The organism is Moritella sp. PE36 (assembly GCF_000170855.1).
GTDB lineage: Bacteria > Pseudomonadota > Gammaproteobacteria > Enterobacterales > Moritellaceae > Moritella.
In genome coordinates this window covers 144554-167859 of sequence record NZ_ABCQ01000004.1, presented here as the reverse complement: position 1 = coordinate 167859, position 23306 = coordinate 144554, and the positions used below count along the sequence as shown (strand labels likewise).

18 protein-coding genes and 1 tRNA gene are annotated in these 23306 nt (G+C 42.2%); 16 read left to right on the top strand and 3 right to left on the bottom strand.

The features are described from left to right. Positions 1-45 precede the first annotated feature (45 nt). The 3 genes from PE36_RS04700 to PE36_RS04690 all read right to left on the bottom strand — a co-directional run bounded on the left by PE36_RS04700 (position 46) and on the right by PE36_RS04690 (position 5767). Entirely contained in the window at positions 46-2670 is a 2625-nt protein-coding gene (locus PE36_RS04700) for an Ig-like domain-containing protein (protein WP_232286527.1), read from the bottom strand. Between the two features lie 891 nt (positions 2671-3561). Further along, positions 3562-4341, bottom strand: a complete 780-nt coding sequence (locus tag PE36_RS04695; protein ID WP_043993933.1) for a thioredoxin domain-containing protein — start codon at positions 4339-4341, stop codon at positions 3562-3564. Positions 4342-4405: 64 nt separating this feature from the next. After that, complete coding sequence (locus tag PE36_RS04690; protein WP_006030820.1) at positions 4406-5767, bottom strand: sigma-54 dependent transcriptional regulator; 1362 nt, start codon at positions 5765-5767, stop codon at positions 4406-4408. A 339-nt stretch (positions 5768-6106) separates the two neighbouring features. Here PE36_RS04690 and PE36_RS04685 point away from each other — a divergent pair. The 16 genes from PE36_RS04685 to fliM all read left to right on the top strand — a co-directional run bounded on the left by PE36_RS04685 (position 6107) and on the right by fliM (position 23306). After that, positions 6107-6192: transfer RNA gene (locus tag PE36_RS04685), tRNA-Leu, on the top strand. A gap of 123 nt (positions 6193-6315) precedes the next feature. Further along, on the top strand, positions 6316-6792 hold the full coding sequence (locus PE36_RS04680; RefSeq protein WP_232286526.1) for a hypothetical protein: 477 nt from the start codon (positions 6316-6318) through the stop codon (positions 6790-6792). A gap of 249 nt (positions 6793-7041) precedes the next feature. Then, positions 7042-8880 (top strand): protein translocase subunit SecD, encoded by a 1839-nt coding sequence (secD, locus tag PE36_RS04675; RefSeq protein WP_006030818.1) that lies wholly within the window; start codon positions 7042-7044, stop codon positions 8878-8880. After that, on the top strand, positions 8880-9821 hold the full coding sequence (gene secF / locus PE36_RS04670; protein WP_006030817.1) for a protein translocase subunit SecF: 942 nt from the start codon (positions 8880-8882) through the stop codon (positions 9819-9821). The genes secD and secF overlap by 1 nt, the downstream gene beginning before the upstream one ends. Before the next feature lie 273 nt (positions 9822-10094). Further along, positions 10095-11564 (top strand): sigma-54 dependent transcriptional regulator, encoded by a 1470-nt coding sequence (locus PE36_RS04665; protein WP_006030816.1) that lies wholly within the window; start codon positions 10095-10097, stop codon positions 11562-11564. 166 nt (positions 11565-11730) lie between these two features. Further along, positions 11731-12786 (top strand): PAS domain-containing sensor histidine kinase, encoded by a 1056-nt coding sequence (locus PE36_RS04660; RefSeq protein WP_006030815.1) that lies wholly within the window; start codon positions 11731-11733, stop codon positions 12784-12786. A gap of 4 nt (positions 12787-12790) precedes the next feature. After that, a complete protein-coding gene (locus PE36_RS04655) occupies positions 12791-14182 on the top strand; it encodes a sigma-54 dependent transcriptional regulator (protein WP_006030814.1) in 1392 nt (463 codons plus the stop codon). 111 nt (positions 14183-14293) lie between these two features. Continuing rightward, the gene (gene fliE, locus PE36_RS04650; RefSeq protein ID WP_006030813.1) at positions 14294-14623 is read left to right on the top strand and encodes a flagellar hook-basal body complex protein FliE; all 330 of its coding nucleotides are present in this window, start codon (positions 14294-14296) and stop codon (positions 14621-14623) included. A gap of 22 nt (positions 14624-14645) precedes the next feature. Beyond that, a complete protein-coding gene (fliF, locus tag PE36_RS04645) occupies positions 14646-16355 on the top strand; it encodes a flagellar basal-body MS-ring/collar protein FliF (protein WP_006030812.1) in 1710 nt (569 codons plus the stop codon). Next, complete coding sequence (fliG, locus tag PE36_RS04640) at positions 16348-17391, top strand: flagellar motor switch protein FliG (RefSeq protein ID WP_006030811.1); 1044 nt, start codon at positions 16348-16350, stop codon at positions 17389-17391. The genes fliF and fliG overlap by 8 nt, the downstream gene beginning before the upstream one ends. Before the next feature lie 26 nt (positions 17392-17417). Beyond that, positions 17418-18218 (top strand): flagellar assembly protein FliH, encoded by an 801-nt coding sequence (locus PE36_RS04635; protein WP_043993931.1) that lies wholly within the window; start codon positions 17418-17420, stop codon positions 18216-18218. After that, a complete protein-coding gene (gene fliI / locus PE36_RS04630) occupies positions 18218-19555 on the top strand; it encodes a flagellar protein export ATPase FliI (RefSeq protein ID WP_006030809.1) in 1338 nt (445 codons plus the stop codon). The genes PE36_RS04635 and fliI overlap by 1 nt, the downstream gene beginning before the upstream one ends. An 18-nt stretch (positions 19556-19573) precedes the next feature. Further along, the gene (gene fliJ, locus PE36_RS04625; protein WP_006030808.1) at positions 19574-20020 is read left to right on the top strand and encodes a flagellar export protein FliJ; all 447 of its coding nucleotides are present in this window, start codon (positions 19574-19576) and stop codon (positions 20018-20020) included. Between the two features lie 81 nt (positions 20021-20101). After that, positions 20102-21685 (top strand): flagellar hook-length control protein FliK, encoded by a 1584-nt coding sequence (locus PE36_RS04620; protein ID WP_043993929.1) that lies wholly within the window; start codon positions 20102-20104, stop codon positions 21683-21685. Positions 21686-21739: 54 nt separating this feature from the next. Next, positions 21740-22246 (top strand): flagellar basal body-associated protein FliL, encoded by a 507-nt coding sequence (fliL, locus tag PE36_RS04615; RefSeq protein ID WP_006030806.1) that lies wholly within the window; start codon positions 21740-21742, stop codon positions 22244-22246. A gap of 7 nt (positions 22247-22253) precedes the next feature. Further along, on the top strand, positions 22254-23306 hold the full coding sequence (gene fliM / locus PE36_RS04610; RefSeq protein WP_006030805.1) for a flagellar motor switch protein FliM: 1053 nt from the start codon (positions 22254-22256) through the stop codon (positions 23304-23306).

Here is a 23306-nt window from a genome sequence, read left to right as displayed (position 1 = left end):
GCTTGATGCCGGCTGTGTATCATTGTTTTAAGTACCTTAGATAAATTACTTACCTTTACCTTTGTTATTCTGTCCTTTTCCTCCACCAGTTGAATTTAAGCTGATGCTAACTATTGCAGTTGCGGAGTTTAGGCCATCACTTATGGTATAAGTGAAACTGTCACTCGTTTTAAAGTTCTTCGCCGGTGTGTACAGTAGGTGACCATCTGTGGTGATCAGTACACTACCCTTGGAGCCTTGAGTTGTACTAATGATAGTTAGGCTATCACCCTCTGGATCCCAGTCATTAGAAAGCACATCAATTGATATTACTTCTTTAGTTAGCAATGCTACGCTATCAGAAACCGCAATCGGTGCAGTATTGATTTGATCTGGTATCGAAATAGCATAGCTCACCACACCACTATTGCTTAAACTGTTATTCGCTGTATTTTGCCCAATAATTACAATCATATATACGCCATCTGTCGCTGTACTGTTTGACGTTATAGTTAAAATAACAGTACTGCTAGCGCCTGGCGCCAAATTAACACTGGCGTTATTTGCGCTCCAGCCAGTCGGAATATTGGCAAACACGTCAAAGTTTGCTTCAGCACATTCGACGCTATCTAAGTTAGCCACAGTCGCGATATAATTAACAGTTGTACCTGCAGTTACATTTCCACTTGGTCCAGACAATGAAATCATCGGGTTTGCAACGACGCAGGCAGGAACTGGTGTATCCACAATGTAATTAATTATACTACTTGTGTTATAGCTGCTATCGCTGTTGTTTGTCGCGTTAATGGCTATATCGTAAAATCCATCGCTGGCTAAACTAGCCGAGGTGATGTTAATGGTAACTGAGCCGCTAGCACCGGGGGCGAGACTAATAGAGTGACTATTTGCGGACCAATCAGCTGGCACATTTGCTACAACGCTGAAATCTGAACTAGCACACCCACTACTATTCTGGTTAGTTACTGTCGCACTGTATGTGACAGTAGTGCCTGAAGTAACCCAAGCACTTTCATCTGATGACAACAGTAGTGACGGATTTTTCTTAACACAGCTCGGTCCTGTAAAGCTGATGCTAACGTTAGCACCATTACTATTTGCCCAGTTAGTATTGATAACAATACCAGCCTCTTCATAGCTAGCACCAACAGGTAAAACTGCATCATTCCAATCTGTATAACTACTAGCTGGGGTCATATCAATTAATTGACTGCTATTAGTGTCTTTTTCAGTACCTAAATGGAAGTTGATTCCTTGGTGTAGCGCTGGATAACTAGCAATATATGCATCAAATCCTAACGGCTGACGGTATTCAAGATAATACCAAAGCTTTTGTCCCGTAACGGAGTCAATACCACGTTGTATCTTAAGTGCTTTAGCTGAACCGTTTGGCGAAGACGCATAAGGCTCTATCTCAAAGCTACCTGCAGTTTCTACTGTTTGTATTTTAGCCTCAGTGGTCGAGGGGTCTTCGCTAAGCCATCCAAGCAACTCTTTATTAAAGGAGTTAAAATGACCAGTGAAACCTGGGTTTCCCATTATTTCGAGACTGTCACCATATTCAATGGTGTAGCAGTCACCATCAAGTACATTAGTACCACATTCCAGCTTTTTAGCATGACGAAGCCCTAGATTATGGCCTAATTCATGACCCACAACACTTAATGTTAAATCGCCATTAATCCATGCTCTAGATGGACTTCCTCCTACAGTACCTTTGCCTGCCCAGCCACAATTATCGATTTTTGGAAAAACATAAAGTAACCGATCGTAATTATTGGTGTTGATGTTATTATTGGCTGCAACTTGTTGAGCAGCATTATAAATTAAATTATGATCACACACTGAATCAATAGGTAGAGTATAATAGCCTAGGACATCACCGTTTATTGAAGTCTGACCGTAGGACGCTTCCTGATAATAGTCATTCACCGTACCAAAGATCATGTTCTGAACCTGTTCCTTTGTCCAAGGTTGTTCAGTTGGATTATCCTGAAAGTTAACCAGTAGCACTAAGGTGTGCTGCTCGCCAATAGTGTTTGGTAATACCGCCGAGGTTGCACTACTACTCGTTGTTGTAGCGCTGTTATCCAAAGCCAATACTGTCAGGCTATCTGGATCGTCATATAAGGCAAGCGAGTCAATGGCTTCATCCCCCTGTTTAAACAACCAGCCGCTAGCACGTACGTTAACGCCACTTTGCAGCGATTTTCCTTTGGAATTCTCAGGTAAATACAGCTCAACGCGGCTGTTATCAGTCACTAAAAAATGACGCAAGCGACTTAGGCTTGGATCTTTATAGTCTTCATAAATTACTTCTAACTCACCGTTAAGCTCTTGCTTTTGCTCTAGCAGTGCTAGCACTTCAGCTGGGATACCAGCACGAACATGCTTTGGCAATGAGGCTCGAATAGCTGCACTAGGATCGTTTTTAACTAACTCTGCCAATAGCGATTGGCGTGCTTTAGCCTGTTCAATTAGCTCATTAAGCAATTGCTCGTTATTTGATTTGTCAGCATGGCGATAATTGGCCATCAGCTTGGCGAGTGCAATCGTTTTGTTTTGTGCTAGCTTCCGATGCTCCGTAATTTCAATGCTTTTGGTTTCTTCTAATGGGTTACCCTTGGGTTGTGCTGTGACTGGAAATACAGTCAAAAGGGTACTGATGGACACAAAAAGGCCCAACACAAGATAATTCATAAAAACCTCATCGTTAGAATTTACTGGTTAAATTTCGGAGCCTGAACTCACAAATGATTATTTATTAATAGAATGGCGAGACTAGAGATAATAAAGAGGCAGTTATGGTTGTCCTTAACTTATGTCCTTAAAATTAACCCTGCTATTTTATTGTTATTATTTTAAGTAGGTATGGTTCATATGATCTTCCACTCCATTGGTTAACGTTATCGCTAAAAGATTGCTAGTGTTGGTTCCGGCAGAAAAATGCACAACCATAGGCAAGTACAATTACATTCTGAGGTCAACACTAAGTAACCCATTATCAAATTATAAATTATTTTATGGTTTCATTTGAGAGGGCATCATAGCAGTACTTTTACATTTCGGATAGGTCGCTTTTTGATCAATTTTATTATCTTTTTTAATCAGTAACTTCGAGGTGTTCTTAGCAAAATGGCAATTCTCCATGAATCTAGATTAACAAAAAATCCAGTTAAAATGGTGCTTGTAGTCGAGTTGCCGTCTTGAGTTTAGATTGATAAGTCTCTTTCCCTTTTAAAATTCAATGTACGTTTTTTGACCGCCTCAAGTGAGGTTACTCCAGTAATAATAGGCGATTTTCAACCGAGGTTTTAAGTTTGTTTTATCAATTAATTCGGAGGGTTGAAGGTATGTAATAATGCTAAATATTTAAAATTGATATTAACAACGAATGAAAGTAAAGACCTTAGATTCAAGTCTAAGTTAATGTCAGTGAAGTCTGGTAATCGGTAATGAGCAGGGTTTTGATTGGCGTTGTTTATTAAACAAAACGGGGCGGCCGAATGCAATCGGTCACCCCTTACTTTTCGTATATAGTCTAGTCACTATTTGTATTTAGTTTTAATTCTCTTTCATTAACCCATCTAACAGCGCTACAAAAGTCTCGTAACTTTGTGCACCGACAATAAGTTGCGGGTTTACCAGCTGATTATCTTCAATTCGCCCGACAACAAAACTTGGTGTACCGCGGATCCCTAAGGAAGTACCCAGCGCCATATCTGCTTCGACTTTGCTGAGTGTTTGCGGATCGCTGAGGCAGTCTGAAAATTTAGTCATATCCAGCGATAAGTCGGTGGCCGTCTGTTGATATAACTCATCACCAAGTTGTTTCATATTGTTAAATAACGCAGTGCGCATCGGCCAGTAAGCATCTTGCTGCAAACTGCAATTGGCTGCAACTGCGGCACCTTTGGCTTTAGGATGAAAGCTTAACGGGAAATCACGTGTCAGATATTGTACTTTACCGACATCAATGTAGTTGGCTTTTAGCTTATCAAAGGTCTGATCAATGAAGCGTTTACAGTAGGGGCATTGATAATCAGAAAACTCAATGATCGCCAGTTGTGCACCTGCATCACCAAGTAACGGCACCTCACCATCTGCGGTGTAATTGACCTGAGTCGGCAGGGTTTTGGTTTTCGGTCTTTGAGAGCGGGTAGCTACAGCATGAATATCATTGACTTGCGTGCCTATGTTGGTGAGATCCTGCTGCAGCTGCTGAATATCTTGTTGCAGTGCGCTGATATCCTGCTCCAATTTATCATTGCTCTGTGGCTCACAAGCGCTGATAAAAGGGATTGCGAGTACTGCAAGCAGCAGTGGCATTCTGTATTTCTGCATTATGACTACCTCATTTTTACTGAAACAGTTATTGACTTGACTTGACTTGAATTTAGATTTTAATTTAGAGTTTAATTTTGCATTTTTTCACTAGACGATAAAATGTAGTGCGAGAGATATTTAATTCTCTCGCTGCGGCGGAAATGTTGTGATTATGACGGTTGATGGCATCAAGCAATACTTCAGTATCTATCTCCATTCGCTGTTGTGCTAACTTGATCTTGGATTGTTGGTATTTAACCACTTTCATGCCCATATCTGCTTCGTGAATAGCACTGCTATCCGCCATTACCACGGCGCGCTGAATACGATTTTTAAGCTCACGGACATTGCCTGGCCATTCATATCTGAGCATGCTTTCCAATGTGCGGGGCGCAAATGTGAACGCTCTGCTTGCAGGCTTGTATAGCTGCAGATAAGCATTGGCCAGTAGTTCTATATCTTCACGGCGCTCTCTTAAGCTGGGTATATGAATACGGAGAATATTAAGGCGGTGATACAGATCTTCTCTAAATCGCCCTTCTTCTACTGCAGCTTCGAGATTGACGTGAGAAGCGAAAATAATGCGACAGTCGATAGTAATCGAATGATTAGCCCCTAAGCGTTCAATCACATGATCTTCGAGAAATTGCAGCAGATGAACTTGGGAATCTAAGGATAGATCGCCGATTTCATCAAGAAATAAGGTGCCTTTATTCGCCCGTTCAATATGACCTATATACAATTTGTCTGCGCCTGTAAATGCGCCTTTTTCGTGACCAAACAGTTCAGAATGGAGCAGAGTGCTTGGTAATGCTCCACAGTTAATCTTAATAAAAGGGCCATTTTTGCGGTAGGAGTCGCGGTGAATGGTACGAGCACAGAGCCCTTTACCTGTACCAGTCTCGCCGCTAATCAGTACCGCACCATCGGCACGGGCTATTTTAACCAGATCTGATTTTAAGCGTTTAATGGCGGTCGATTTACCCAGTATTTCATCATTTTCATGTTGCTTGCTTTGTTGGCCGCTACTTTCAACCCTTAGTGGCAACATGCCATAAGCATGACCCAGCGTATGACCTAATTTATCCCAATTAATTGGCAGATGGTGATAATCAAAGAAATAGTCTGGAAACTGGTGTGATAATGGATATTGAGCAAACTGATTGTCACAGGAGATCGCAATCCAGACTATATTTTTTTTAACTTCAAAAAGTTTAGATAATGTTTTAAATACACACTGTTGGTAAGCTGAGGAGATCATCGCAATTGCGATCTTGATATCGTATTCCTCAATAAATTTAATTGTTTCAGTAATATTACTCGAATGAATGCAATGCCAATTTAATGCATTAAACTCAGCTTCCCAATGACATTTTTCGTTATTTAAGTTAAGTAACAGGAGTGGTTTTTGTTTGGTATGGTTAAACTTTGCTAGCTCTACCATCTTAGCTTCCTAATATTAGGCGTACGTTATCCTTTGTTCGCACTGAGTGATAGGTACTAAAATTGTAGATCTGATAGTGGATTTTACAAGTTTTAAGTCGATTCTCGGGTATTCAAACGTGGGAGGGGATTAGTACACTCCTAGGATAAGAAATATTTATCAACAGCGTTTTTGCTATCGGCTAAACCAATATAAGGAAAATTCGTTGATATATAGATAGAGTGGAGTGATTTTTAATCAGTTAACAACCAAGGTGTTATTTTTAATTGACTGATTTTTATAATCAGGTAAAGTAAGCGCATATCCGGTTAGGCAGCTAGCTTAACAGTTTATCACTCAGCCCGAGTGGTGAAATCGGTAGACACAAGGGATTTAAAATCCCTCGCTTAATAGGCGTGCCGGTTCAATTCCGGCCTCGGGCACCAAATTTAGAAAAAGGCTTACCTAACGGTAAGCCTTTTTTGCTTTCTGACGTTTAAAATAATTCTTGTTTCTCGAATCAGTAGTGTTTATGATACCTAATTACTCTTTATGGTTAGTTATCCTCTATGCTACTTCGATTGATGCGCTACTTTATTCTGCTATTTGTGATGGTTTTGGGCTTTAATGCTCAGGCTAATACATATTCAGAATTAGCATCTACATCGTTATTAGCACCTGCATCCTTACTTATCGATGCGAATGAAGCGAATGAAGCGAATAGCTTCTGCCAAGATGCTGGTGAATCAGAGCAACCGCCACTTTCATCATCACGCCATACCTATGAATTTGCATTAACCGAAACCTCGCGTTATACCAGTACCGGTCGTTTATTGTTAGATAACCCTAAACCGGATTATCAGGTAGAGATTGAATTATCGATTCCACCATCAGCGTCGTTGGTGATCGGCTATGCGGTAAATATTAATTTCGAGCAATACTGGTTAACCAGCACATCTTTTTCTAAGTCGCGAATATCGGGCTGGAAAGACAGTAATTTATTATATTCACACCGCCAATACCCCGCTGTTATTACCTCTGTTTAGACAAAAATGTAAGTATTAACCAACCTACTTTTTTGTTGCCTTTATCTGCTTATCTATCCTAGTTAGCACTAGAACGAGTACTGTAAATGTACGAAAAAGTGCAATAAACATAGCGCGTTCATAACGCTATTGTCTGGATCTATAAGCACGTTAATCACCAATATGCCTGTATTTTATGTAATTACTTTATATATCTACCTTCTATATATATTTGTTATACATACTTTTTATATATAGAAAAAGGCATTGATGGACAGCGATCAAATGACAAAAAAATTAAATTCAACAGCCCCACGTAAACGATTAAACCATTATGCTGGTTGGAAATATATCGTCTTAACCTGCACAATCTTAATCATGCTGCTAAGCGCGATCCCAACCTTGTATGGTGAAGATCCAGCACTGCAAATTAATCACCAAAAAAATCAACAGCCCGCTATTTACGTGCTTAAGCAGACCCTAGAAGCAAGCAATATTGCGGTAACACGTATCGATCAAGAAATGGATAAAACCACCATAGTGTTAGCAGACTCTGGCACTCAAACACGTGCGAAGGCGATACTCGAAGCCGTACTGCCAGCAGATGATGACATTACTTTAGCACTGGTATCTGCGGCGCCGTCTTGGTTGCAGAGTATGGGATTGAAGCCAATAAAATTAGGCTTAGACCTACGTGGTGGTGTGCAGTTCTTGTTAGATGTTGATATGGAACCGGTATTCAATATCAAAGCGCTGCAATTGGTCGATAATTTACGGGCTGATTTTCGTGACAAAGGGGTTCGTGGTGTTCGAATTAGCATTAATCACAATAATAGTGTGCAACTGAACTTGCCAACCGATGAAGCAAAAGTCGCATTATTGAAATTAATGCCAACCAGCTATTCACAATGGAAAGTAACTCAGAGTTCAGGGTTATTGGTTGAGGTGAGTATTCCCCAAGCTGCAAAGACCGACATCATTAACCTCACTGTGCAGCAGAACTTACAAACAATGCGCAGTCGTATCACAGAGTTAGGTATTACAGAGGCGATGGTACAGCGCCAAGGTGAACATCGTATTCGTATTGAATTGCCCGGTGTACAAGATCCAGCCACGGCTAAAAATGTAATTGGGGCCACAGCCAGTCTCGCGTTTCATGAGCTTAAAACCACAAGTAATGGCAGCATGGTCGTCAGTAATAATGACGGTGCGCCAATACGTATTGCCCGTGACGCCATACTCGGTGGCGAGCATATTATTGATGCGCGTGCCAGTGTTGGCGAAATGGGCGCTGCGCAGGTCAATATCACCTTAGATAATGCTGGTGGTAAAAAAATGTCTAATTTTACCAAACATAATATTGGTAAACCGATGGCAACGCTCTACAGCGAGTACAGTCGTAATACCGATGGCTCCACCAAAAAGACCAACAACATTATTAGTGTAGCGACCATTCAAGCACAATTAGGCAGTCAATTTCGGATCACAGGTGCAGGTAGCATGGCTGACGCACAAGAGCTTGCATTGTTGCTACGAGCGGGGTCGTTAACAGCGCCGGTGACGATTGTTGAAGAAAGAACCATTGGTCCTTCTCTGGGGGCGGAGAATATCCAGAATGGTTTCTCGGCATTAGCGCTAGGGCTTGGTTTAACCTTGGTATTTATGGCGCTGTGGTATCGCCGTTTAGGCTGGGTGGCTAATGTCGCATTAATTGCTAATATCATTATGTTATTTGGCTTATTAGCGTTAATACCGGGTGCGGTATTAACCTTACCCGGTATTGCAGGGTTAGTGCTTACTGTCGGTATGGCTGTCGATACCAATGTACTAGTGTTCGAGCGAATTCGTGACAAGTTACGTGAAGGCCGCAGCTTTGCCCATGCCATTCATGGTGGCTTTGATAGCGCATTCAATACCATTATTGATGCCAATATCACCACCTTAATTATCGCTGTGGTCTTGTATTCAATCGGGCAGGGGCCAGTGCAAGGTTTTGCGCTGACGTTAGGCTTAGGTATCTTAACCAGTATGTTCACTGGCATCTTGGTATCGCGTGCATTAATTAATAAATTATGGGGTCGTGATACTCGTCATGACTTGAAGGTATAATGATGATGACTATCAACATAAACAATAGCAACAAAAACAACAGTAATAATCACAGTAAATTACGTTATATCAGCAGTGCAATCTCAGTCATTTTCATGCTTGTTGCCATTGTATTTATTAGTGTTAATGGACTGAACTGGGGATTGGATTTTACCGGTGGGGTGATCACCGAAGTACAGCTTGACCCAAGTATTACCATGAGTGAGATATCACCTTTATTACAGGCGGCGTTAAATCAACATGTCAGCGTCATTGAAGGCGGAGACGTTGGTCGCTGGATCTTACGTTATGCAGAACCTGCAGCAGGCATGAATATTCCAGATATTACCCAGGTATTAGCGCCGTTAGCGACTAATATCCAAGTATTAAATACCAGCATTGTCGGTTCTCAAATCGGTCAAGAGTTGGCGGAACAAGGTGGTCTGGCACTGTTAGTATCGATGTTATGTATTATGGCTTATTTAAGCTATCGCTTTGAGTGGCGTTTGGCATCAGGTGCGTTATTTGCCTTGGTTCATGATGTGTTATTTGTACTCGGGGTGTTTGCTGCATTGCAACTGGAGTTTAACTTGACGGTCTTTGCGGCGATATTGGCGATTATTGGCTATTCATTAAATGATTCGATAATTATCGGTGATCGTATCCGCGAGTTGCTTATTTTAAAACCGACATTAGCGATTGCAGATGTGAATAACCAAGCTATTTCGGCAACCATATCTCGCACTCTGGTGACATCGGGCACGACATTAATGACGGTTTCAGCGTTATGGTTGCTGGGCGGAGGGCCGCTAGCTGGTTTTTCTATTGCGATGTTTGTTGGTCTCATTGTCGGCACTTGGTCATCTATTGCAGTGGCCACGACATTACCAGAACTTTGGGGATTAAACGCCAGTCACTATCAGGTCGTTGAATTGGAAGAGGATCTTACTGTCGGCAAATGACCTTTAATTGTCGTTAAGGTAAGCGTGTGGGGTTACTCCGATCCAACACGCTTATTTATAATAAACTGATCTATTTGTATATACTGTGATATAGGATGGACTATTTTTATCTGAATTCTAAATTAACTCCTATGATTGTTTCATCTTGATTTAGGAATGTGTATTATAGCGATGTCAATTAATTGGCGGAGGTTAGTTTTTGACACACTTTAGCACTAGTTTAAGGTGGTTTAATTATTTTAAGTTTAAGTAAGGTTTAGCGCAGGCTGTAATATGGATACTACTAAGTCAGTTTTTGTAATTGATGAGAATATTGAACGCAGACAAAATTTAGAAACGATCTTGTCCTTTCTTGGCGAAGGTTGGCAGAGTTACGATTCTCATATCGATATTAGCGCTAAGATCGATCTTGCCGCAAACAGTGTGATTGTCTCTTCAGACAGTTACTCAGAAACGGATTTATCGGCATTATTTGATGCGAACCCGATGAATCCATTTTTAACCTTTGGTACGCAAGCAAAAGTACCAGAGAAAGGTAATTTAATCGGCCATATCGAACTGCCTTTATCTTATCAACAACTGACCTTGTTGCTTGGACGTTGCCAATCTTATCGTCAATGTGTGACGAGTAAGTTAGGTCAATCAGCGTCAGCGTCAAAAGCATTAATCAAGCAGCTAGTTGGTCGTGGTGATGCCATCCAAAGTGTCCGTCACTTGATCATGCAAGTGGCGACAAAAGGCGCTAATGTATTAGTGCTGGGTGAGTCGGGCACGGGTAAAGAAGTCATTGCCCGTTCAATTCATGATGCGTCATCACGCAGTGATGGTCCGTTTGTACCGATTAACTGTGGTGCGATCCCCGCTGAATTATTAGAAAGTGAATTATTTGGTCATGAAAAAGGCGCATTCACTGGCGCATTCTCGGCGCGCAAAGGCCGTTTTGAGCTTGCCAGTGGTGGGACATTATTTCTTGATGAAATTGGTGATATGCCGCAGCCAATGCAAGTGAAATTATTACGGGTTTTACAAGAGCGTACTTTTGAGCGCGTGGGTGGCAGTAAAACAATTAAAGCCGATGTGCGTGTTATCGCCGCCACACACCGTAATTTAGAAAAAATGATCCTTGATGGCGAATTCCGTGAAGATCTCTATTACCGTTTAAATGTGTTTCCAATTGAAAGCCCGGCCCTGCGTGAGCGTCCAGATGATATTCCGTTATTGATCCAGGAATTATTACGTCGTCACGAAGCTGAACATGATGCAAAGATCTTATTTACGCAACGGGCCATGGAGTCGTTAATGCAACATTCATGGCCAGGAAATGTCCGTGAGTTATCAAATCTGATTGAACGTCTACTGATCATGACGGCAGGTAATATTGTTGATCTCGGTGAATTACCGGCTAAGTACCGTTATAACGATGATGGCGAAAGCCAAGTGATATACTCTGAGGTTCCCACTGAGTTAGCCGAGCATGATGCTATCTCTGCTATGTTTAGTGATGAAATTTTTGCTGATGCAGAAAAAGAGCCACAAGAAGATGGTTTCTTCTCAATGCCAAGTAGCCTGCCAGAAACGGGGGTTAATCTTAAAGAAATGTTGGCTGAATTTGAAATTGATATGATCAAGCAAGCGTTAGATCAACAAGCACATGTTGTGGCACGAGCGGCAGATCAATTAGGCATGCGCCGAACAACCTTGGTTGAGAAAATGCGTAAATACGGACTGCAAAAAGAAGCCTAAATAGCGGTAGTTCAATGAAAATAAAATAATCATTTATGATGAAAAACCAAAAGCTCAACATTATGTTGGGCTTTTTTCGTTTAAAAACATGTCATTACAAAGTTATTTTAATTGGCACACTAAATGCATTATCTGGTGTGAGTCAATTTTTTAGCGGAGTGCTACCATGGTACCAGAATCTTATCCCGGCGAATTAGCAGAACTACGAGCGCACAAAGATCGTAGTGAAAAGTTAGTCGAAGCATTGCCGTCAGGATTGGTGATTCTTGATGGTAACGGTATTGTTATTGAAGTCAATAAAGTGGCTGTGCAATTATTGGGTGAGCCGTTGATGGGGTCGCGTTGGATGGATGTTATTCAGCGTGCGTTTACCCCCAAAGAAGATGACGGCCATGAGGTCTCATTAAAAAATGGCTGTAAAGTACAGTTGTCGATCACCACGCTTGGCTCACAGCCGGGTCAATTAATTATGTTGACGGATTTAACCTATACACGGCATTTACAAGAGCGTGTTAGCCATATGAAACAGTTGTCGTCATTAGGCCGAATGGTGGCGTCATTAGCACATCAAATCCGCACACCATTATCAGCGGCATTATTATACGGCTCTAATCTGGCTAACCCGAATCTCCCTCCTGCCACTCGGCAGCGCTTTCAAAGCAAGTTAATTCAGCGTCTTAATGATCTGGAAAATCAAGTCAACGACATGCTGCTTTTTGCCCGTACCGGTAAAGATTTAGTGGTAGAAGAGATCTCACTACAGAATTTATTAGTCCAAGTACAAGCGGGCAGTGAAGCCATGATGTTACAGACAAACAGCAAGATGCAAGTCACCTTGCCAGAGCCCGACTTATTAATCTTAGCTAATCGCAATGCACTCTCTAGCGCGATTGGCAATTTGATACAAAATGCCTTACACGCTTGTGGACAGGGCGCTAACCTCGCCATTTCTGCCATTCGATCTGGCGATGATAAAGTGGCCATTGTGGTCTCTGATGATGGGCCGGGGATCGCGAAACATATGCAAGCAAAAATTTTAGAACCTTTCTTTACCACCAAGTCACAAGGCACGGGTCTCGGTCTGGCTGTAGTACAAAGTGTGGTCAAAGCGCACCAAGGCAGTTTGGAGTTAGACTCAACTGAAGGTGAAGGCAGTCATTTTAGTATAATCGTACCGCTACATCGCGTAGCAGCACCTCAATCAATGGTAATAGGCGGATAACAGTATGTCCCATTCTCAAATTCTTGTTGTTGAAGATGATCTTGGTCTTCGTGAAGCCTTGGTTGATACCTTATTAATGGCAGGTTATGAATGCGATGAAGTTGATAGCGGCGAAAGCGCACTCATTGCATTAGGCAAAAAAACCTATGATATGGTCGTCAGTGATGTCCAAATGGGTGGCATGACGGGATTAACCTTACTGCATAATATTAAACAAAAATACCCAGATTTACCGGTATTGTTAATGACGGCGTATGCCAGAGTGGATGATGCGGTAACGGCAATGCGTAATGGTGCTGTGGATTACATAGGTAAGCCTTTCTCGCCAGAAGTATTGATTAACCAGGTTGGTCGTTATGTACCACCACAAAAAGTGGTTAAACGCACCCCTTGTTATGGTGACATAAAAACCGAGCAACTATTAAGTTTGGCGCGTAAAGTGGCTAAATCAGATGCAACTGTGATGGTGACAGGCCCAAGTGGTACGGGTAAAGAAGTGCTATCACGTTATATTCATGACAATTCGCTGCGTTATGATGGTCCATTTGTGGCAATTAACTGCGCTGCGATCCCGGAAAACATGCTAGAAGCAACCCTGTTTGGTTATGAGAAAGGGGCATTTACGGGCGCGATACAAGCCTGTCCAGGTAAATTCGAACAGGCACAAAATGGCACTATCTTGCTGGATGAAATCTCGGAAATGGCGTTGTCGCTACAAGTTAAATTATTACGGGTATTGCAAGAGCGTGAAGTCGAGCGCTTAGGCAGCCGTAAAACCATTAAGCTTAATATACGCGTTATTGCGACCAGTAACCGTAATATGAAACAAGCTGTAGCCAATGGTGACTTCAGAGAAGATTTATATTATCGCCTCAATGTATTCCCATTAGCTTGGTTACCATTAACCGAGCGCAAAGGTGATATTTTACCGATAGCAGAGCATTTATTAAAATTACACTGCAAGCAAAGTAATATTCCAATACTCGAGTTACTTAACTGCGCGAAGACGAAGTTACAGATTTATCATTGGCCGGGTAATGTGCGTGAATTAGACAACGTGATCCAACGCGCGATGATTTTAGCGGTTGATGGAAAAATAAAAGATGCAGATCTTATTTTAGAAGATTTTACAACCGCAGATTTGCAAGTAATAGCACCGATTGGCCAAGCGCCACAACTGCATATTAAAGCAGAAGTCCCTGTGCGCAGCATTAATTTACCCAATGAGCCTTTAGGTAACGAATTACGTCAACAAGAGTATCAAATTATTTTGGAAACCTTGATTGGCTGTCATGGTGTTCGTAAGGACGTATCAGAGAAGTTAGGTATTAGTCCACGCACGTTACGTTATAAATTAGCCAAAATGCGTGAGCAAGGAATTGAAATCCCCGCGTAATGACGAGTAAGTATCTTTAAAGGCTGCAATTGATTGAAATTGCGGCCTTTTTTGTTGGCATAAAAATTGCTTTATTGAAGTAGGTCAAAAATATGACAACGAGGATAACCAATGAACATCGCAGCCAATAATCTTTACTCTGAAATGCAAAGTATGTCGTTACAAGCGACTAAATTTGAAGCAGATCCTACCGCGCTAAAAGCGCCAACCACGACATCCGCTAGTTTTGGTGATATGTTGCAGCAAGCAATTGATAATGTGAACGGATTACAGCAGAATACTGGCGATTTACGCACCCGTTTTGATCAAGGTGATCGCAGTGTATCCCTAAGTGATGTTATGATAGCATCGCAAAAATCTGGGATAGCATTCGATGCAACGGTACAGGTTCGTAATAAATTGATCGAATCTTATAAAGAAATAATGAGTATGCCTGTTTAATCTCGGGTAAAGGAGTAACTCTGTGGCTGATACGGCTTCAAATACCGGTATCGTAAGTAATAACGATATGGATAATGATTTAGCGCAATTAGATGAGAATGAGCAAAAAAGCTCAGCATTTGGGTTTTTCACCAATGCCGATATCTTACGTCAAATCATTTTAATTCTAGCATTAGCGATCTCGCTAACCTTAGTGGTATTTATTTTACTCTGGGGTAAAGAACCTGAAATGCGTCCTTTAGGCACGTATCCAACAGCTGAACTCATTGAAACCCTCGATTTTTTAGATCAAGAGAAAATAGATTATACAATTAATGGTGACACGGTTTCTGTATCCGCAGAACAATACCAAAACATTAAACTCCGCTTACGCCGCTCTGGATTAACAACGACAGAACTACAAGGTGACGATATCTTAATGCAAGATATGGGCTTTGGTGTTAGTCAACGGGTCGAACGAGAACGTTTGAAGCTGGGTCGTGAACGTCAAATAGCACGCGCATTAGAAGAATTTAAGCAGGTATCGAAAGCACAGGTATTACTCGCGATCCCGAAAGAAAATGTATTTGCGAAGCGCAATAAGAAACCCAGTGCAACCGTGGTGTTGACGGTGCGTAATAGTGCTGCTCTTTCACAAGAAAATATCGACTCTATGGTGCAATTAGTTGCTTCTGCCGTTCAAGGTTTAGAACCAACACGGGTGACATTAACCGATCAAAATGGCCGTTTACTTAACTCTGGCAGCCAAGACATGCTGGCTGCAAAAGGCCGACGTGAATTTGAAATGGTAAAAAATCACGAACGTGAGTACCGTACAAAAATTGATTCTATTCTTATGCCTATCTTAGGTGTGAGTAATTATACCGCTGAAGTTGATGTATCAATGGACTTTAGTGTGACAGAGCAGACGCAAAAACGTTTTAACCCCGATTTACCGGCAGTACGCAGTGAGATGTTACTTGAACGTCAATCGTTCGGTAATGGCAATCAAGGCATTCCTGGTGCATTAACCAATCAACCGCCGCTCGATGCTGATATACCAGAAGAAGCTGATGCTGGTAATGCCGCGGCGGGTCCTATTGGCCAATCTCAAAAAGAATCCACCAGAAACTATGAACTTGATACCACGATCAGTCACACTAAATCACAAACGGGTGTTATTCAGCGTTTAAGTGTATCGGTTGCGATCGATTACATTAACAGTGTTGGCGCCGATGGTGCGTTGGTGAGAGAGCCGCGCAGCCAAGCTGAAATTGCAAATATACGCCGTGTATTACAAGGTGGTATTGGTTTTAATGTTAATCGTGGTGATAACTTAGAAGTGGTTGCGATCCCATTTAATCGCCCAGAATTAACCGCGATGACAGACCTGCCTATTTGGGAAGAAGAATGGTTCTGGCGTGCAATCCGTATCGCCGCGAGCTTACTGGTCATTGTGGTATTAATCATAGCAATTATTCGCCCTATGATTAAACGCTTAATTAACAACGAGCCGGAAGAAAACCTAGAAGATCTAGATTTAGGTATCAGTGCGATTGAAAATGATGAAGATATGCAATTGCTTACCGCCGATACCGAAGGTGATACCGATTTTGCAATGCGCAGTGGTCATTTACAGTTACCTAATTTACACAAAGATGAAGACTTGCTAGAAGCGGTCCGAGCACTGGTTGCTAACGAACCAGACTTAACTGCGTTAGTGATTAAAGAATGGATGATAGAAGATGCCTGATTCAGATAAACAAGTAGCAGCGACGACCAAGTTTGATGCAACTACCTTAAATGGTATTGAACGTTCTGCGATATTAATGTTGAGTTTAAATGAAGAAGATGCCGCAACGATCTTCCGTCAGTTAGAGCCGAAGCAAGTACAGCGTCTGGGTATGGCAATGGCATCAATGAAAGATTTTTCTCAGGTGAAAGTAGCGGGTGTGCATCGTGCGTTTATTGATGATATCCAAAAATTCACTAATATTGGTGTCGGTAGCGAAGATTTCGTTCGTAACGCTTTAACAGCAGCGCTCGGTGCAGATAAAGCCGGTAACTTAGTGGATCAAATCATCATGGGCAGTGGCGCCAAAGGTCTTGATTCATTGAAATGGATGGATGCACGTCAGGTGGCTAACATCATTCATAATGAGCATCCACAGATCCAAACTATTGTATTGTCTTATTTAGAACCTGAGCAGTCAGCTGAAATTTTATCGCAGTTCCAAGATAAAGTACGTATCGATTTAATGTTGCGAATTGCTAATCTAGAAGAAGTTCAACCCGCCGCGTTACATGAATTAAACGAGATCATGGAGAAACAGTTCGCAGGTCAATCTGGCGCACAAGCCGCGAAGATGGGTGGCCTGAAAGCGGCTGCCAATATTATGAACTATCTCGATACCAATATCGAAGGGCAGTTAATGGATGCTATTCGTGAATCAGACGAAGAGATCAGTCAGCAGATCCAAGATCTTATGTTTGTATTCGAAAATCTTATTGATGTTGATGACCGTGGTATTCAAGCGCTGCTGCGTGAAGTGGCGCAAGATCAATTACAAAAAGCACTGAAAGGTGCGGATGATCAGCTTAAAGATAAAATCTTTAAAAACATGTCGAAACGTCAAGTCGAAATGCTGGAAGACGATCTGGAAGCAATGGGACCTATTCGGGTGAGTGAAGTGGAATCGGCGCAGAAAGAGATCTTATCTATTGCGCGTCGTTTAGCTGACAGCGGTGAAATAATGCTCGGCGGAGGCGGTGGTGATGACTTCTTATAAGTACATGACCCTGATGGAATATGGCTATGAATGACAGTTTAAAGTCTAATATCCCGCCTATTAAAGCGAGTGATGAGCATCAAATAGAAGATTGGTATTTACCCGAGTTTGAGAATACCCAAGCTGCAGTGCTTAATACCAATGCACTCGGGATGAAGCATGACTGGTATGAAGGTAAGCGTACTGATGAGCCGGTCGAAGAAGCTGAGCCGCAGCCAATGACTGCTGAAGAGCTGGACGCAATACGCCAGGCGGCTTATGACGACGGTTACAATGAAGGTAAAGAACAAGGCTATCAGGATGGCTTAGCGAGCGGCACGGCTGAAGGTCTTAGCCAAGGTGAAGCGCAAGGCCAAGAGCAAGGACTCGCCCAAGGGTTAGCTGATGGCCAACAGCAGATAGCGGATAAAGCCACAGTATGGGAGCAGCTACAAACGCAAATGCACGCGCCTTTAGCGGCCGTAAATAGCGAAGTTGAAAACGAATTAATTCGTGTTGCGACCGGCTTAGCAGAAGAGTTAATTAAGACCGAAGTGACATTTAATCACGATATATTGCTGCAAACATTAAAATTAGCCCTGGATGCGTTACCGGTTCTTGAGCAAAAAATTACCATTACATTACATCCTGATGATTTAACCGTAATCAATGAATACTACGCCACTGAAGAATGTGTAAAACGGGGTTGGGTATTAATCTCAGAGCCAATGATGAAACAAGGTGATTTAGTGATTAATAACGAAGTCTCTTCGGTAGAACTGTTAATGGAACAACGTATTAAACAAATGATGCGTCAATTTCTTATTGCTAATAAACCGGGCGCATAATGACCGAGCTACTCAGTCGATTACAACAATTAAAAACTGACGCACTGGCCAGCAAGCCAACTGTTGCTGGTAAGCTGACTCGGGTCGTTGGTTTAACCCTCGAAGCTGTTGGTTGCCGCGCTGCAATTGGCAGTTTGTGTTCTGTCGAAACGGATAACGGCTTGATGGATGCAGAGGTTGTTGGTTTTGATGGTGATAAGTTATTCTTAATGCCCAGTGAACAGGTCATTGGTATTATTCCCGGAGCAAAAGTAACACCACTCAATGAAACTCAAGGTATTCCGGTTGGTATGGAACTACTTGGTCGGGTATTAGATGGTGTTGGTAAGCCGATTGACGGTAAAGGTGAAATTATTACCGGACAAACCACGTCTTTTACGGCCAAGCGTATTAATCCGCTGGCGCGTAAAAAAATCTCAAAACCACTTGATGTCGGTGTTAAAGCCATTAATGCCATGCTCACCGTAGGTCAAGGTCAGCGTATGGGGCTTTTCGCTGGTTCTGGTGTCGGTAAGAGTGTGTTGTTAGGTATGATGACGCGGGGTTCGACCGCGGACGTTGTCGTCGTTGGTTTAATTGGTGAGCGTGGCCGAGAAGTAAAAGAATTCATTGAAGAGATCCTTGGTGAAGAAGGGCTTGCGCGCTCTGTTGTTGTTGCTGCGCCTGCGGATTCATCTCCACTGATGCGCCTAAAAGGTTGCGAAACATCATTAGCGATAGCAGAATACTTCCGTGACCAAGGCTTGAATGTATTATTACTGATGGATTCATTGACCCGTTTTGCACAAGCGCAACGTGAAATTGCCTTGGCGGTGGGAGAGCCACCGGCAACGAAAGGTTATCCGCCATCGGTATTTGCAAAATTACCTCAGCTGGTGGAACGTGCGGGTAATGGGAGTGACGAACAAGGCTCGATTACGGCGTTCTTCACTGTATTAACCGAAGGTGATGACTTACAAGACCCCATTGCGGATGCGGCGCGGGCGATCCTCGATGGTCATATCGTATTGTCTCGCGAGTTAACCGATGCGGGACACTATCCGGCGATTGATATTGAAAAGTCGATTAGTCGTGTCATGCCAATGGTGACGACTGATTTCCATCAAGCCGCGGCTCGCGGATTCAAACAAGCTTACTCACTCTATCAGCAGAACAAAGACTTGGTTGCCATTGGCGCTTATAGCAAAGGTTCGGATGCCAAAATTGATCGCGCAATTCGCTTAAAACCAGCGATGGATCAATTCTTACAACAAGGCATGAAAGAAGTTATTCCGTTCTCGCAATGTGAAGAAATGCTAGCTGCCATCGCACCGCATCTTGGCGTGGAAACCTCATAATGAAACAGTGTCAATATAATGTCTAATACCGCATTACAACGGGTTTATCAGCAACTTGAAGAGCAAGAAAAAAACGCCGCGAGAGCCTATGCACTGATCCAACAAGATGCTGAGCGTTATCATAGCCAAATGCAGCAATTAAGTGATTACCGTAAACAGTATTTACAGCAATTCACGGAACGTGGGGAAGCCGGTATCTCAGGTAGTAGTTATGCGCATTATCATAACTTTATGAAAAAACTAGAATTAGCTGAATTTGAGCAGAAACAAGCACTCGATAATATCCAACAAACAGTCAATAATAAGCATGCGGATTGGATGGAAATTCGTAAGAAACGTGATGCGCTGGGTTTATTATTAGATAAACGCAAAGTCGCTGCACAGCTTGTCGAACAACGACGCGAGCAAAAAGATCTTGATGAGTTTTCTAACTTCCAATATTTCAAGCGTAAGAATAACCGATAAACGCACGCTAATTCATAATCTGGCGTGAATTTTGCTACTATTTCGCTATAACTTCTTATTGATGACATTTAGGCTTGAACTATGACTTTCTCTCTACATAAATCAACAGCGATGACTGATACACCGGCGGCGAATAATAAATCGCAAACGCTTAATGTCAAAGGCGATAACGCTGCAGATATGGCGAGTGATGGCGAGTTGAGTACGCCTGAAAGTAGCTTTTCTAAATTATTTTCGCTGTTTAATAGCGATAATAAAACAGCTGCTATCGCTGGTCCAAAAACCATTGATAGTACTGAAGGCATTGCTGCGGAGAGTGCAGTAAAGAGTGCTGTGAAGAGTGCGGCGGAGAGTTTGGTCGAAAGTACAGTACCAAGTGCTGAGCCTAGTTTTGACGCGAGTATCGATGATGGCATTGTAGCAGGGCGGATAGAGCACGCTGATGAAGTTGACGCGATAGCTGGCGATGACTTAAGTGTAATGAGTCAAGGTGACAGCTTACTGAAAAATGAAAGCAGTGATGATTTTTTGGCTCGTCTTGATCAATCATCGATGCTGTTGCAAGGTAAAGCTAACGGTAATGAATTGCCTTTACCAGCCAAGGGGGCGAATATTGCCTCATCGGCATCTGTTAACATGACAGGCTTATCCATGCTCGATAGTAGCGTTGCAGAAGCGACGAATGAGAGTGATGTGAGTAATAATGAGCAGACTCAAGTATTGCAAGCGAGCGAGCTATCTACAAATCCAACAGGTCTAACAGGTCTAACAGATTCAACAGGTCTAACAGAACCAACAGATACTATCACTGCGTCAACGTTAGCTGGTATGTCGACAGTCGCTGGCCTTATTGACAATAACCCTCGATTTAGGCAAGACGATTTATTAGCTACCGGTGATTCAATTAAGGGTGATGGCACACTTGATAGTGAACGATTAGATGGCGCTGGAAAAGCAAATCTAGCCACTGGTTTTGGCGAAGCAGGCTGGGCGAAAAACACCCCTTTTGGTCAATCCAATGGCATGACTACGGGGGCCAGCAGTGCAGTAACAGAGAGTAATAATTCAGCACTAGAACAGCTGGATATGGCATCGGCTGAACCCATTGAGCAATTAGATTTCGCGCAAATTATGGAGTCTGCACGTAAACAAGAGCCGTTAGACCAAACTACACGTACTTTGACCAAGGCGCCGGTATTAACAGACGTAGAACAGCAAGTATTAGAGAAGCGGGTTAGTCTTAATAACAATCTCGCTAGCTCGGAATTAAATGAAAAAATCGCCATAATGGTCGGCAAAGAAATACAAACAGCGACAATCCGTTTAGACCCAGCAGAATTAGGCAGTATGAATATCAAATTGGTTGTGCAAAACGATCAGATAAATGTGACAATCCAAGCGCAGAATAATCAAAGTCGAGATTTACTTGAACAACAAATGCCGCGACTACGAGAAATGCTACAGCAACAAGGTATGACGCTGGGGGATACTAAGGTACAAGCCGACAGTGGCCAGCAGCAATCTGGATTTCAGCAATCAAGACAAGAAAACGGACAAAAAAATAGCAATAATGATGCGAATTATGCAATAGATTCACAGACTGAAGTCCCTACTACGACGCCGTATTGGCAAGACACTGCGAAAGGGGTAGACTTTTACGCCTAAGCTCTTAGTCAGTGACTGTATAAGCGTAATTGATAATTCGATTTAAGGACGATAATGGCCGACGATAAAGATTTGAAAATAGACGATAAAGGTAAGGGTAATAAGAAAATTATTATCATTGCGGTGATTTTAGTATTAGCGCTTGTTGGTGGTGGTGCTGCCTTTTTCTTTTTAAGTGATAATAGTGCTGCCGCTGATAGTTCAGGGGTGGTAACAGAAACCGTCGATAAAACAATTAACGAGACCGCTTATTATGTGGCGCTGCCACGTCCTTTTGTTTTTAATATTATAGGATTAAAGCGCGAGCGTTTGGTTCAGATAAAAGTGCAGTTAATGGTACGTGGCAGTGATAATAAAGATTTAGCGAAAGCCAATTTACCGCTGATTGAAAGTACATTACTGCAAGTCTTTAGTGCCACCACAGAGCAACAATTAGCAACCTATCAAGGTAAAGAATTATTGCGCGCGGATTCGTTAACGAATGTGAATGAAATTTTGACTAAATATACTGGAAAAGGGGTTGTTGAAAAAATCCTATTTTCTGGTTTTGTAATGCAGTAGGTTAAGTGTGAGTGATTTATTAAGCCAAGACGAGATTGATGCGCTATTACATGGTGTTGATGATGTTGAAGAAGATGAATTTGACACCGTCGAAGACAGTGGCAGTATTGTTGATTTTGACTTTTCATCGCAAGACCGTATTGTGCGTGGTCGTATGCCAACGCTGGAGTTGGTTAATGAACGTTTCGCTCGTCACATGCGGATCAGTCTATTTAATATGATGCGCCGTACTGCGGAAGTATCAATTAATGGCGTACAAATGCTTAAGTTTGGCGAATACGTGCATACGTTATTTGTACCGACTAGTTTGAATATGGTGCGTTTCCGCCCCTTAAAAGGCACCGCATTAGTGACGATGGAAGCACGTCTCGTCTTTATTTTAGTCGAAAACTTCTTTGGTGGTGATGGCCGTTATCATGCCAAAATTGAAGGGCGAGAATTTACGCCTACAGAGCGCCGTATTATTCAAATGTTGTTAAAGATAGTCTTTGAAGATTATCACGAAGCATGGGCGCCTGTTATGGACGCAGAGTTTGAATACCTTGATTCGGAAGTAAACCCGGCGATGGCTAATATTGTTAGCCCGACTGAGGTTGTTGTTGTGAGCTCATTCCATATCGAGCTTGATGGTGGCGGAGGTGATTTTCATATTACCATGCCGTACTCGATGCTTGAGCCGATCCGTGAATTACTCGATGCGGGTGTGCAAAGTGACAAAGAAGATACCGATGAGCGCTGGAGTTCGGCGTTACAAGAAGAGATCTTAGATGTACCAGTAGAACTGAGTACTAAGTTACTTGAAACTGAGCTGACAATAGGGCAAATTATGGAATTAAGAGTAGGGGATATTATCCCGATTGAGATGCCTGAAGAGCTCACCGTATTTATTGAAGATTTACCAAGTTATAAAGCCAAACTGGGTCGAAATAAAGATAATGTAGCGGTTAAGATTAGCAGAAAACTGAAAGTAAGTAATTTAACTAAATCTGATATTGACCATGTGGTATTACGTGGTGGATTAATTAATTTAGACGATAAAAATGATGAAAATAAGGTATAG